Genomic DNA, 12,594 nt, shown 5'->3' on the forward strand with positions numbered 1-12,594 from the left:
CCGTTGTCGTAGGGCCGCTCCCTGTCGGAGCGGCCGCTTCCGCTCAAGGAAACCGTTTCATGCTGACCATCGCCCTGTCCAAAGGCCGTATCCTCGACGACACCCTGCCGCTGCTGGCAGCGGCGGGCATCGAGCCGACCGAGAATCCGGACAAGAGCCGCAAGCTGATCATCCCGACCACTCAGGATGACGTGCGCCTGTTGATCGTGCGTGCCACCGACGTGCCGACCTATGTCGAGCATGGCGCGGCCGACCTCGGCGTGGCCGGCAAGGATGTGCTGATGGAATACGGCGGGCAGGGCCTGTACGAGCCACTGGATCTGCAGATCGCCAAGTGCAAGCTGATGACCGCCGGCAAGGTCGGCGCGCCGGAGCCCAAGGGGCGCCTGCGCGTAGCCACCAAGTTCGTCAATGTCGCCAAGCGCTACTACGCCGAGCAGGGCCGTCAGGTCGACATCATCAAGCTCTACGGCTCGATGGAACTGGCGCCGCTGGTGGGCCTGGCCGACAAGATCATCGACGTGGTCGACACCGGCAACACCCTGCGCGCCAACGGCCTGGAACCGCAGGAGCTGATCGCCACCATCAGCTCGCGCCTGATCGTCAACAAGGCTTCGATGAAGATGCAGCACGGCCGCATCCAGGCGCTGATCGAAACCCTGCGTGGCGCGGTCGAGGCGCGACACCAAGGCTGACTCCTTTCCGCGACTTCTGGTCGCGGCAGCCTATCCGTGTCATAGCCATTTTTCTTGGGTGCCCGCACGGTGGGCTTGCTACTCTAGCGGCGCCTGAGATTTGCCATTACACGAGGCTTTGCCATGACCGCTCCCATTGCCGTTCGTCGACTCAACGCCGCTGACCAGGACTTCGCCCGACACCTGGATCATCTGCTGAGCTGGGAAAGCGTCTCCGACGATGGCGTCAATCAGCGTGTGCTGGAAATCATCCAGGCCGTGCGCGAGCGTGGCGATGCCGCGCTGGTCGAATACACCCAGCGTTTCGATGGCCTGGAGGTCGCCTCCATGGCCGACCTGATCCTGCCGCGCGAGCGTCTGGAACTGGCCCTCGAACGTATTTCCCCCGCACAGCGCCAGGCGCTGGAAGTCGCCGCCGAGCGCGTGCGCAGCTACCACGAGAAGCAGAAGCAGGATTCCTGGCGCTACAGCGAGGCCGACGGCACCGTGCTGGGGCAGAAGGTCACGCCGCTGGATCGCGCCGGTCTGTACGTGCCGGGCGGCAAGGCTTCCTATCCATCCTCGGTATTGATGAACGCCATCCCGGCCAAGGTCGCCGGCGTGCCCGAGGTGGTCATGGTGGTGCCGACCCCGCGCGGCGAGATCAACGAGATCGTCCTGGCTGCCGCCGCCATCGCCGGCGTCGACCGCGTGTTCACCATCGGTGGGGCCCAGGCCGTGGCGGCGCTGGCCTATGGCACCGAGAGCGTGCCGCCGGTGGACAAGATCGTCGGCCCAGGCAACATCTACGTGGCCACCGCCAAGCGCCACGTGTTCGGCAAGGTGGGCATCGACATGATTGCTGGGCCTTCTGAAATTCTGGTGGTGTGCGATGGCCAGACCGATCCGGACTGGATCGCCATGGACCTGTTCTCCCAGGCCGAGCACGACGAGGACGCCCAGTCGATCCTGGTCAGCCCGGACGCTGCCTTCCTCGACCGCGTTGCCGCAAGTATCGCCAACCTGCTGCCGACCATGGAGCGTGCCGAGATCATCCGCACCTCGCTGGAAGGCCGTGGTGCGCTGATTCAGGTGGCCGACATGGCCCAGGCCATCGAGGTGGCCAACCGCATCGCCCCCGAGCACCTGGAGCTGTCGGTGGCCGATCCGGAAGCCTGGCTGCCCGAGATCCGTCACGCCGGCGCGATCTTCATGGGTCGCTACACCGCGGAGGCCTTGGGCGACTACGTGGCCGGCCCCAATCACGTGCTGCCGACTTCCGGCACCGCGCGCTTTTCCTCGCCGCTGGGGGTGTACGACTTCCAGAAGCGCTCGTCGATCATCTTCTGCTCGCCGGACGGTGCATCGGAGCTGGGCAAGAGCGCCTCGGTGCTGGCCCGTGGCGAGTCGCTGACCGCGCACGCTCGCAGCGCCGAGTACCGCATCAAGCCCTGAGGGTAGGGTGCGCCGCGCGCACCTTGTGAATGTTTTGGTGCGCACGGCGCACCCTACGGGATCACGCTTCGCAGGTTGCACGAAGCGATATCCATCGCCCATGCAACGCATTTCGAGGAGAGAAGGGCAGATGAGCAAGTTCTGGAGCCCCTTCGTCAAGGACCTGGTGCCCTATGTGCCGGGTGAGCAGCCCAAGCTGAGCAAGCTGGTCAAGCTCAATACCAACGAGAACCCCTACGGCCCGTCGCCCAAGGCCATCGCGGCGATGCAGGCCGAGCTGAACGACGACCTGCGCCTGTACCCGGACCCCAACGGCGACCGGCTGAAACAGGCCGTGGCCGACTACTACGGCGTGAGCACGGCGCAGGTGTTCGTCGGCAACGGCTCCGACGAGGTGCTGGCGCACGCCTTCCATGGCCTGTTCCAGCATGACAAGCCGCTGCTGTTCCCGGATGTCACCTACAGCTTCTACCCGGTCTACTGCGGCCTGTATGGCATCGAGTTCGAGGCGCTGGCGCTGGACGAAAATTTCCAGATCCGTGTCGAGGACTATGCCCGGCCCAATGGCGGCATCATCTTCCCCAATCCCAACGCGCCGACCGGCTGCCTGCTGCCACTCGAGGCCGTCGAGCGTCTGCTGCAGGACAGCCCGGATTCGGTGGTGCTGGTGGATGAAGCCTATATCGACTTCGGCGGCCAGAGCGCCATCGCCCTGGTCGACAAGTACCCGAATCTGCTGGTCACCCAGACCCTGTCCAAGTCGCGTTCGCTGGCCGGTCTGCGCGTCGGTATCGCGGTTGGTCACCCGGACCTGATCGAGGCGCTGGAGCGGATCAAGAACAGCTTCAACTCCTATCCGCTCGATCGCATGGCCATCGCCGGCGCAGCGGCGGCGTTCGCCGATCGCGAGTATTTCGAGCAGACCTGCAAGCAGGTGATCGCCAGTCGCGAGGCGGTGGTCGCCGGGCTGCAGGGGCTGGGTTTCGAGGTGTTGCCGTCGGCCGCCAACTTCGTCTTCGCTCGTCACCCGGGCAAGGATGCCGCCACCCTGGCGGCCGGTCTGCGCGAGCAGGGCGTGATCGTGCGCCACTTCAAGCAGCCGCGCATCGCCCAGTTCCTGCGTATCACCATCGGCACGCCGGAGCAGAACCAGGCCCTGCTGGATGCCCTGCAAGGTCTTTGATCCAGGCGGGCTGAAAAAAGCCGGTGGCGCGTCAGCGTCACCGGCTTTTTTCATGGCACCGAGGGGCTTATTCGTGGTGCGGCTGGCCAAGGAAGGTCAGCGAGGTGAACAGACCACGGCTCTCGATATTCGGGTCGTTTTCCACCGGTACGTAGACCGAGGCGCTGATGATGTTCAGCGCCTCGTTGCGCACCGTGACCTGGGCACGGCCCTCGGCATCGGTTACCGCGCTGACCTGGTGCGGCGCGCCACGATAGTCACCGACCAGCTCGACGCCTGCCATCGGCTTGCCGTCCACCAGCACGCGCACTGGCAGCGGCTTGCCCGGGCCGACCTTGAGCGGGTCGGTTTCCGGCACTATGACCATCTTCAGCGGCTCCAGCGCAGGCAGCTTGGCGTCTTCGGCGTAGATCGCCAGGCTGTACTTGTAGGTGTGCAGCGACTGGGTCGAGTTCGGCACCTGGCTGCGGCCCTGGTTGATCCACTGGCCGTCCGGGGTCTTCGACCAGGCGCCGTTGTCCAGTGCCACGCCGAGTACGGCGGGTTTCTTCAAGGGTTGCAGGCGGGCATGGTCGGCCAGGCGCTCGACGGTCACCGGAATCATCTTGCCGGCGGTGTCATAGGCCCAGGAGCCGCTGATCTTCTCCGGCTTGAAGGCGTCGTCCTCGGCGCCATGGCCGTAGACCACTTCGATGTTGCCGCGACGCTCTTCGGTCCACAGGCCGTGGGCGAGGGCGCCGCTGCTGGCGAACAGGCCGGCGAGCAGCAGGCAGGCGGGAATGCGCATGAATATCTCCAATTCACAGGTTGAGGGTCAGGTTGACGCTGAGGTTGCGGGGATCGCCGGGCATTACCCAGACGCTGTTGAACGAGCGCTCGTAGTACTTGCGATCGAACAGGTTGTTGAGGTTCAGGCCCAGGCTCAGGTCCTTGGTGGCCTGCCAGCGGGCCAGCAGATCGACCGTGGTGTAGGCCGGCAGCTCGAAGTTGCTGCCGGTCTGCCCGGAACGGTCGCCGACGTAGTTGACTGCGGCGCCGAATTCCGAGCCCTGCAGCGAGCCGCCCTGGAACTGGTAGACGCCCATCAGGCTGGCGCTGTTGCGGGCGATGCCGAGCAGATCGCTACCCTCGGGGATACTGTTGTCCTTGGTCACCTCGGCGTCGATGTAGGCATAGGCGCCGATCACCCGTAGGGCATCGGTGAGCTGGCCGCTGACCTGCAGATCCAGGCCCTGGCTGCGGGCCTTGCCGGCGGCGATGCTGTCGCCGGGATTGTTCGGGTCGGCGGTCAGCACGTTTTCCTTCTCGATATGGAACAGCGCCACGGTGGCGCCGAGGCGGCTGTCGAACAGGTCGAGTTTCAGGCCGGTCTCGTAGCCGAGGCCCTTCTCCGGCTTGAACACCTGCCCCTGGGCACCGATGGTGTTGGGCTTGAACGACATCGAGGCGTTGGCGAACACGCCGACTTCCGGCGTCAGCTGGTAGAGCACGCCGGCACGCGGGGTGGCGACCTCCTTGGTCTGCTCGTTGCTGACCCGCGTGCTGCGGTTGCGCGCGGTCTGCTCGAAACGCTCCAGACGCACGCCGAGCAGGCCGCTCCAGCGTTCGCTGAAGGTGATCTGGTCCTGCAGGTTGAGGGCGTAGCTTTCCGTGTGTTCGTGGAAGTCGTTGGGATTGACCAGGGGCGGCTTGGGCTGGCCATAGATCGGGTTGTAGATGTTCTGGCCGTAGCCCAGACCGGTGACGCTCTGCGGGTACTTCTGGCTGTTGCGGTAGTTCTCGTACTCCAGGCCCAGCAGCGTCTGGTGCTGCCAGCCGGCCAGCTCGAACTGGCCGTGCAGCTCGGCCTGGGTGATGCTGTCGTTCCACTCGAAGCTGCGCTCGCGGTAGAAGCGCGTGACCTGGTCGCCGATCAGTCGCGACGGCTCGGAGCTGTTGCCGTCCAGGGTGCCCTGGCTGTAATGGCTGGCCAGGCGCAGCTTCCAGGCATCGCTGAGAAAGTGTTCCAGGCTCACCTGCAGTAGCTGGTTGTCGTTGCGGATCTCGCCGTCGTTGGGTTCGCCGAGGAAGGTCGAACGCTTGACGGCCCCCATCTTGCCGTCAACGGCGGGAATGCCGCGGTCGAACACCGAATCGGTGCGCGAGAACTCGCTGTCGATCATCAGCAGGGTGTCCGGCGACAGCTGCCAGCTCAGGCTCGGGTTGACGATCTGCCGCTGATTGCCGACGTGATCGCGGAAGCTGCCGTTGTCCTCCACCGCCAGGTTGACGCGCGAGAGCAGCGTGCCCTCGTCGTTCAGCGGGGTATTGACGTCGAGGCTGCTGCGGTAGCGATCCCAGCGTCCGGCGCTGGCCTTGAACTGGGTGAAGGCTTCCTGTTGCGGGCGCTTGGTGACGATGTTGACCAGCCCGCCCGGATCGCCACGGCCGTACAGGGCGGCTGCCGGGCCCTTGAGCACTTCCAGGCGCTCGATGGCCGAGGCGTCCGGTGAGCTGTAGCTGCCGCGGTTGATGGCGAAGCCGTTGCGGTACAGCTCGCCGGTGGTGAAGCCGCGCACGCTGTAGTTGAGGAAGGCCAGGCCGCCGAAGTTGTTCTGTCGAGACACGCCGCCGGCGAAGTCCAGGGCTCGGTCGATACGGCTGCTGCCGAGGTCTTCTAGCACCTGAGCCGGCACCACGCTGATGGCCTGGGGAATCTCGTTGATCGGCGTGTCGGTGCGGGTGGCGCTGGCCGAACGCGTGGCGCGATAGCCCTGTACCGGGCCGTCGGCCAGCTCCGGGCTGGCGCTGATGATGCTGTCTTCCAGCTGTGCGGGGGATTCTCCAGCCAGAGCGCAAGGCACTAGCAGGCTGGCGAGCAGGGCGGGAACGGCGCGCAAGGGGGAACTCCAGTCGATGACATTTGATGTAATAACATAACATTAAATGTTATCGAGAAAAGTTCCCAGGTGAAAAATAGAACCTGTCAGTTGCCGTTGATGGGAGGGCGGATGCCGACTTCTGCGGTCAGGGTGAGCGACTTGCCGTTGCGCATCACCTCGATGCGGATCTTGTCGCCCGGCTTGGTGCGCGCCACCTGATTCATCGAGCGGCGGCCGTCGCTGGCCGGTTCGCCATCGATGCTGAGGATCAGGTCGCCGGGCTGCAGTCCGGCCTTCTGCGCCGGGCCGTCACGATAGACGCCGGCGACGACGATGCCGGGGCGTCCTTCCAGGCCGAAGGATTCCGCCAGTTCGGGCGTCAGCGGCTGTACCTCGACGCCCAGATAGCCGCGGATCACCTGGCCGTGCTCGATGATCGCGCGCATCACCTCCAGTGCCAGCTTGACCGGAATGGCGAAGCCGATGCCCTGCGAGCCACCCGACTTGGAGAAGATCGCGGTGTTGATGCCCACCAGGTTGCCGTGGGCGTCCACCAGCGCGCCGCCCGAGTTGCCCGGGTTGATCGCCGCGTCGGTCTGGATGAAGTCCTCGTAGGTGTTGAGGCCCAGCTGGTTGCGGCCGGTGGCGCTGATGATGCCCATGGTCACCGTCTGGCCGACGCCGAAGGGGTTGCCGATGGCCAGGGTGACATCGCCGATGCGGATGCTGTCGGAGCGCCCCAGGGTGATCGCCGGCAGATCGGGCAGGTCGATCTTCAGTACCGCCAGGTCGGTTTCCGGGTCGTTGCCGATCACTCGGGCCAGGGTTTCACGGCCGTCCTTGAGGGCCACGATGATCTGGTCGGCGCCGCTGACCACATGATTGTTGGTCAGCAGATAGCCTTCCTTGCTCATCAGCACTGCCGAGCCCAGGCTCGATTCCATGCGCTGCTGGCGTGGCAGGTTGTCGCCGAAGAAGCGGCGGAAGGTGGGGTCTTCGAACAGCGGATGCGCCGGTTTGCTCACCAGCTTGGTGGTGTACAGGTTGGCTACTGCCGGTGAGGCGGTATCCACGGCTTCGGCATAGGACACCGGGCCCTCCTGCAGGCGGCTGTACAGCGGCGCCTGCACCAGTTGCACGTCCTGGCTTGGCAGACCTACCCATTGCGGGTAGCGCTGGATCAGCAGCAGCGCGAGCAGCACGCCGACCAGCAGGGGCCATCCGAGAAAACGCAGGGCCTGGGGCATCGAGAGCATCCTGAGGGTTGCGAGGGCCAAAGGCGGCCCTTTAAGGTGGCGCATTATAGTGAGGAGCTCGCCAATTAGGCAGCGGCTCGCAACAGCTTGTGAGGATCTTTCATGGCCATTGCCCTGTCTACCCTGGTTGGCGAAGCCGACCAGCTGCTCAACGCGTCACGCATCAGCGATTACTGCCCCAATGGCCTGCAGGTCGAGGGGCGGCCGCAGGTGCTGCGCATCGTCAGCGGCGTCACCGCCAGCCAGGCGCTGATCGAGGCGGCGATCGAGGCCGAAGCCGACGTGTTGCTGGTGCATCACGGCTACTTCTGGAAGGGCGAGAACCCCTGCGTCACCGGCATGAAGCAGCGTCGTCTGAAAGCGCTGCTGGCCCATGACATCAGCCTGCTGGCCTATCACCTGCCACTGGACGTGCACCCCGAGGTGGGCAACAACGTGCAACTGGCGCGTCAGCTCGGCATCGTCGTCGAAGGCCCGCTGGAGCCGGACAATCCGCGCACGGTAGGCCTCGTGGGTTCTTTGGAGGAGCCGATGAGCGCCGTCGATTTCGCCCGTCACGTGCAGCAGGTGCTGGGGCGCGAGCCGCTGTTGGTCGAAGGCGAAGGCCTGATCCGCCGGGTCGGCTGGTGTACGGGGGGCGGGCAGGGCTATATCGATCAGGCGATCGCCGCCGGTGTCGATCTATACCTGACCGGTGAAGCCTCCGAGCAGACCTTCCACAGCGCGCGCGAGAATGGCGTGAGCTTCATTGCCGCCGGCCATCACGCCACCGAGCGCTACGGCGTGCAGGCGCTGGGCGATTATCTGGCGCGGCGTTTCGCCCTGGAACACCTGTTCATCGACTGCCCGAATCCGGTCTGATTCGGACTTTCGTGCAGCTATAACGCTAGATCTTTTCGGTCTAACCGGCGCCCTGAGTATAAGCAGATGCTGTGGTAGAGTGCGCGCTCGTCCACGGCCCGCCGGCCCCATTACAGCAAACCGTGAGTAGCCATGCTCGATAAACTGACCCACCTGAAGCAGCTGGAGGCGGAGAGTATCCACATCATTCGTGAAGTGGCCGCCGAATTCGACAACCCGGTGATGCTCTATTCCATCGGTAAGGACTCCGCCGTGATGCTGCATCTGGCACGCAAGGCGTTCTTCCCTGGCAAGCTGCCGTTCCCGGTGCTGCACGTCGATACCCGCTGGAAGTTCCAGGAAATGTACCGCTTCCGCGAAAAGATGGTCAGCGAGATGGGCCTGGAGCTGATCACCCACATCAACCCCGATGGTGTGGCGCAGGACATGAATCCCTTCACCTACGGCAGTGCCAAGCACACCGACGTGATGAAGACCGAAGGCCTCAAGCAGGCGCTGGACAAGTACGGCTTCGACGCCGCCTTCGGTGGCGCGCGCCGCGACGAGGAGAAATCCCGCGCCAAGGAGCGTGTGTACTCCTTCCGCGACAGCAAGCACCGCTGGGACCCGAAGAACCAGCGCCCCGAGCTGTGGAACGTGTACAACGGCAAGGTCAAGAAGGGCGAGTCGATCCGCGTCTTCCCGCTGTCGAACTGGACCGAGCTGGACATCTGGCAATACATCTACCTGGAGCAGATCCCGATCGTGCCGCTGTACTTCGCCGCCGAGCGCGAAGTCGTGGAGCTCAACGGCACGCTGGTGATGATCGATGACGAGCGCATCCTCAACTACCTGACACCCGAGCAGAAGGCCAGCATCCACAAGAAGATGGTGCGCTTCCGTACCCTGGGCTGCTACCCGCTGACCGGCGCGGTGGAGTCCACCGCGGCGACCCTGCCGGACATCATCCAGGAAATGCTCCTGACCAAGACCAGCGAACGCCAGGGCCGGGTCATCGACCACGACGCCGCCGGTTCGATGGAAGAAAAGAAACGCCAGGGCTACTTCTAAGGATTCCTCATCATGAGTCACCAGTCTGATCTGATCAGCGAGGACATCCTCGCCTACCTGGCCCAGCACGAACGCAAGGAGCTGCTGCGCTTCCTCACCTGCGGCAACGTCGACGACGGCAAGAGCACCCTGATCGGGCGCCTGCTGCACGACTCCAAAATGATCTATGAGGACCATCTGGAGGCCATCAGCCGCGACTCGAAGAAGGTCGGCACCACCGGCGACGACATCGACCTGGCGCTGCTGGTCGACGGCCTGCAGGCCGAGCGCGAGCAGGGCATCACCATCGACGTGGCCTACCGCTACTTCAGCACCGCCAAGCGCAAGTTCATCATCGCCGACACTCCCGGCCATGAGCAGTACACCCGCAACATGGCCACCGGCGCGTCCACCTGCGACCTGGCGATCATCCTGATCGACGCCCGTTACGGCGTGCAGACCCAGACCAAGCGCCACAGCTTCATCGCCTCCCTGCTGGGCATCAAGCATATCGTCGTCGCGGTCAACAAGATGGACCTCAAGGGCTTCGACCAGGCTGTGTTCGAGCAGATCAAGGCCGATTACCTGAAGTTCGCCGAAGGCATCGCGCTCAAGCCGAGCACGCTGCACTTCGTGCCGATGTCGGCGCTCAAGGGCGATAACGTGGTCAACAAGTCCGAGCGCTCGCCCTGGTACGACGGCCAGTCGCTGATGGAAATCCTCGAGACCGTGGAAGTGGCGGGCGATCGCAACTTCGACGACCTGCGCTTCCCGGTGCAGTACGTCAACCGTCCCAACCTGAACTTCCGCGGCTTCGCCGGCACCCTGGCCAGCGGCATCGTGCGCAAGGGCGACGAAGTGATGGCGCTGCCGTCGGGCAAGACCAGCCGGGTCAAGTCCATCGTCACCTTCGAGGGCGAGCTGGAGCACGCCGGTCCGGGCCAGGCCATCACCCTGACCCTGGAAGACGAGATCGACGTGTCGCGCGGCGACATGCTGGTGCATGCCGACAATCGTCCGCAGGTCACCGACAGCTTCGAGGCCATGCTGGTGTGGATGGGCGAAGAGCCGATGCTGCCGGGCAAGAAATACGACATCAAGCGTGCCACCAGCTATGTGCCGGGCTCGATCCCCAGCATCGTTCACCGCGTCGACGTGAACACCCTGGAGCAGGGCGCGGCCAGCGAGCTGAAGCTCAACGAGATCGGCCGGGTCAAGGTCGCCCTGGATGCGCCGATTGCCCTGGATGGTTACGAGTACAACCGCACCACCGGTGCCTTTATCGTCATCGACCGCCTGACCAACGGCACCGTCGGCGCCGGCATGATCATCGCCGACCCGGTGGCGCAGGGTGGCGGCCAGCACGGTCGTCTGGCCCACGTATCGACCGAGGAGCGCGCCGCGCGCTTCGGCCAGCAGCCGGCCACCGTGCTGTTCAGCGGCCTGTCCGGCGCCGGCAAGAGCACCCTGGCCTATGCCGTGGAACGCAAGCTGTTCGACATGGGCCGTGCGGTATACGTGCTCGACGGGCAGAACCTGCGTCATGACCTGAACAAGGGCCTGCCGCAGGACCGCGCCGGCCGCGCCGAGAACTGGCGCCGCGCCGCGCATGTGGCGCGTCAGTTCAACGAGGCCGGGATGATCGCCCTGGCCGCCTTCGTCGCCCCGGATGCCGAAGGTCGCGAGCAGGCCAAGGTGCTGATCGGCGGCGAACGCCTGGTTACCGTGTACGTGCAGGCCTCGCCGCAGGTTTGCCGTGAACGCGACCCGCAGGGCCTGTACGCCGCCGGTGGCGACAACATCCCGGGCGAGGGCTTCCCCTACGACGTGCCGCTGGATGCCGATCTGGTGATCGACACCCAGACGCAGTCGGTCGAGGAGGGCGTCAAGGCAGTACTGGATCTGCTGCGTATCCGCGGCGCGATCTGACGCTCTTGCGCTGAACGAAAAGCCCCGCCCTCGTGCGGGGCTTTTTCATTCCTGGCAGCGGCCGTAGGGGCGAACTTTGCCCAACAAAAAGCCCCGCAATGGCGGGGCTCGGTGTTTCTGGCTGACGGGTTACTTCTTCAGACCGTAGCTCTCGTCCAGCATGCCGGGGCCGTCGCTCTTGGGCGCATAGTCCTTGGGCATCTCATAGTTCTTCGGCGGGGTCAGGCGCTCGCGCTTCTCGCCGGCTTCGGTGCTGTTGAGCGTGGCCAGCAGGCGCTGACGGGTCAGCTCGTCCAGAGCCAGGCGGTTGGCGCCGTCGGACAGATGCTCCTGCACGTCCTGGTAGCTCTGGGTGAGTTTCTTCACCAGGCTGGCGGTGGTGTTGAAGTGGGTCACCACTTCGTTCTGGTAGGCCTCGAAGCGAGCCTGCATTTCATCCATCTGCCGCTGGGTACGGCCCGGTGCGGCATTGGGGGCCAGGCGGGCGAGCAGAAAGCCCACGGCGATGCCGACCACCAGGGTCAGGGCGGGTATCAACCAGGCTGCAAGTGTCTGTTCCACGAGTCCTTCCTCTCAAAACGGCTTTGCTTTACGTTAGCGGCTCGAGCCTGTGCTGTATACGGTCATGCCGCTTTGCCGCACAGGCAGTTTGCTAGACGAGTCGACCCGGTACGGGGTCACGGAGTTCAGTGTTGCTCAGTCGCGAAACCCCCCTTTCCATCGCCGGCCCGGTGGGGCAGCTCGAAGCCCTTTTGCTCGAAGTGCCCGAAGCCCGTGGCGTAGCCCTGATATGCCACCCCAACCCGGTGCAGGGCGGCACCATGCTCAACAAGGTGGTGTCCACCCTGCAGCGCACCGCGCGCGACTGCGGCTATCACACATTGCGTTTCAATTACCGCGGCGTTGGTGCCAGTGCCGGGGCTCACGACATGGGCACGGGCGAGGTGGATGACGCCGAAGCCGTGGCGGCGTGGCTGCAGGACAAGTATCCGCATTTGCCGATTACCCTGCTGGGCTTTTCCTTCGGAGGCTTCGTCGCCGCTGCGCTGGGGGCACGCCTGGAGGTGCGCGGCCAGGTGCCGAGCAAGCTGTTTATGGTGGCACCGGCAGTGCACCGGCTGACGGCCGACACGCCGCCTGCAAGCCAGTGCCCGCTGGTGCTGATCCAGCCCGATGCCGATGAAGTGGTCGAACCGCAGGCGGTCTACGACTGGTCGGCTCACCTCGGACGTGCCCATGAGCTGCTGAAAGTGGCAGAATGCGGCCACTTCTTTCATGGCAAGCTGACCGATCTGAAGGACCTCCTTCTGCCGCGTCTGTGAGCTTGGCGTAGGGTGCGCCGTGCG

The 12,594-nt window shown here is 64.8% G+C and carries 11 protein-coding genes; 7 read left to right on the top strand and 4 right to left on the bottom strand.

The genetic code is table 11. The features are described from left to right. Positions 1-59 precede the first annotated feature (59 nt). The 3 genes from hisG to hisC all read left to right on the top strand — a co-directional run bounded on the left by hisG (position 60) and on the right by hisC (position 3,312). Positions 60-695: an ATP phosphoribosyltransferase gene (gene hisG, locus L1F06_RS04540; protein WP_003242914.1), complete on the top strand. Its 636-nt coding sequence runs from the start codon at positions 60-62 to the stop codon at positions 693-695. Between the two features lie 123 nt (positions 696-818). Further along, positions 819-2,129 (top strand): histidinol dehydrogenase, encoded by a 1,311-nt coding sequence (hisD, locus tag L1F06_RS04545; protein WP_003242916.1) that lies wholly within the window; start codon positions 819-821, stop codon positions 2,127-2,129. A gap of 130 nt (positions 2,130-2,259) precedes the next feature. Next, positions 2,260-3,312, top strand: a complete 1,053-nt coding sequence (hisC, locus tag L1F06_RS04550; protein ID WP_129482908.1) for a histidinol-phosphate transaminase — start codon at positions 2,260-2,262, stop codon at positions 3,310-3,312. 67 nt (positions 3,313-3,379) lie between these two features. Here the strand turns inward: hisC and L1F06_RS04555 are convergent, their stop codons facing one another. From L1F06_RS04555 to algW, 3 genes are all read right to left on the bottom strand, one after another. Then, a complete protein-coding gene (locus L1F06_RS04555) occupies positions 3,380-4,099 on the bottom strand; it encodes a DUF4198 domain-containing protein (protein ID WP_129482909.1) in 720 nt (239 codons plus the stop codon). Between the two features lie 13 nt (positions 4,100-4,112). Continuing rightward, the gene (locus tag L1F06_RS04560; RefSeq protein ID WP_435301315.1) at positions 4,113-6,143 is read right to left on the bottom strand and encodes a TonB-dependent siderophore receptor; all 2,031 of its coding nucleotides are present in this window, start codon (positions 6,141-6,143) and stop codon (positions 4,113-4,115) included. A gap of 134 nt (positions 6,144-6,277) precedes the next feature. Beyond that, positions 6,278-7,420, bottom strand: a complete 1,143-nt coding sequence (algW, locus tag L1F06_RS04565; RefSeq protein ID WP_011921011.1) for a Do family serine endopeptidase AlgW — start codon at positions 7,418-7,420, stop codon at positions 6,278-6,280. Between the two features lie 111 nt (positions 7,421-7,531). Here algW and L1F06_RS04570 point away from each other — a divergent pair, with 111 nt between their 5' ends. The 3 genes from L1F06_RS04570 to cysN all read left to right on the top strand — a co-directional run bounded on the left by L1F06_RS04570 (position 7,532) and on the right by cysN (position 11,248). After that, positions 7,532-8,290 carry a Nif3-like dinuclear metal center hexameric protein gene (locus tag L1F06_RS04570; RefSeq protein ID WP_003242926.1) on the top strand — a complete coding sequence of 253 codons (759 nt, stop codon included), beginning with the start codon at positions 7,532-7,534 and terminating at the stop codon, positions 8,288-8,290. Between the two features lie 132 nt (positions 8,291-8,422). Beyond that, on the top strand, positions 8,423-9,340 hold the full coding sequence (gene cysD / locus L1F06_RS04575; RefSeq protein ID WP_003242927.1) for a sulfate adenylyltransferase subunit CysD: 918 nt from the start codon (positions 8,423-8,425) through the stop codon (positions 9,338-9,340). A gap of 12 nt (positions 9,341-9,352) precedes the next feature. Then, complete coding sequence (gene cysN / locus L1F06_RS04580) at positions 9,353-11,248, top strand: sulfate adenylyltransferase subunit CysN (protein WP_129482911.1); 1,896 nt, start codon at positions 9,353-9,355, stop codon at positions 11,246-11,248. A gap of 129 nt (positions 11,249-11,377) precedes the next feature. Here cysN and L1F06_RS04585 read toward each other — a convergent pair whose 3' ends face one another. Beyond that, positions 11,378-11,809: a Z-ring associated ZapG family protein gene (locus L1F06_RS04585; protein WP_003242931.1), complete on the bottom strand. Its 432-nt coding sequence runs from the start codon at positions 11,807-11,809 to the stop codon at positions 11,378-11,380. A 131-nt stretch (positions 11,810-11,940) separates the two neighbouring features. Here L1F06_RS04585 and L1F06_RS04590 point away from each other — a divergent pair, with 131 nt between their 5' ends. Beyond that, positions 11,941-12,570 carry an alpha/beta hydrolase gene (locus L1F06_RS04590; RefSeq protein ID WP_129482912.1) on the top strand — a complete coding sequence of 210 codons (630 nt, stop codon included), beginning with the start codon at positions 11,941-11,943 and terminating at the stop codon, positions 12,568-12,570. Positions 12,571-12,594: the final 24 nt, after the last annotated feature.

Origin of the sequence: Pseudomonas hydrolytica, assembly GCF_021495345.1 — a bacterium.
GTDB lineage: Bacteria > Pseudomonadota > Gammaproteobacteria > Pseudomonadales > Pseudomonadaceae > Aquipseudomonas > Aquipseudomonas hydrolytica.

Excerpts from the sequence above, each read along its gene's own strand:
- cysD (WP_003242927.1), top strand. The coding sequence starts at position 8,423 with ATGCTCGATAAACTGACCCACCTGAAGCAGCTGGAGGCGGAGAGTATC.
- L1F06_RS04555 (WP_129482909.1), bottom strand. The coding sequence starts at position 4,099 with ATGCGCATTCCCGCCTGCCTGCTGCTCGCCGGCCTGTTCGCCAGCAGC.
- hisG (WP_003242914.1), top strand. The coding sequence starts at position 60 with ATGCTGACCATCGCCCTGTCCAAAGGCCGTATCCTCGACGACACCCTG.
- L1F06_RS04570 (WP_003242926.1), top strand. The coding sequence starts at position 7,532 with ATGGCCATTGCCCTGTCTACCCTGGTTGGCGAAGCCGACCAGCTGCTC.
- algW (WP_011921011.1), bottom strand. The coding sequence starts at position 7,420 with ATGCCCCAGGCCCTGCGTTTTCTCGGATGGCCCCTGCTGGTCGGCGTG.
- hisD (WP_003242916.1), top strand. The coding sequence starts at position 819 with ATGACCGCTCCCATTGCCGTTCGTCGACTCAACGCCGCTGACCAGGAC.
- cysN (WP_129482911.1), top strand. The coding sequence starts at position 9,353 with ATGAGTCACCAGTCTGATCTGATCAGCGAGGACATCCTCGCCTACCTG.
- hisC (WP_129482908.1), top strand. The coding sequence starts at position 2,260 with ATGAGCAAGTTCTGGAGCCCCTTCGTCAAGGACCTGGTGCCCTATGTG.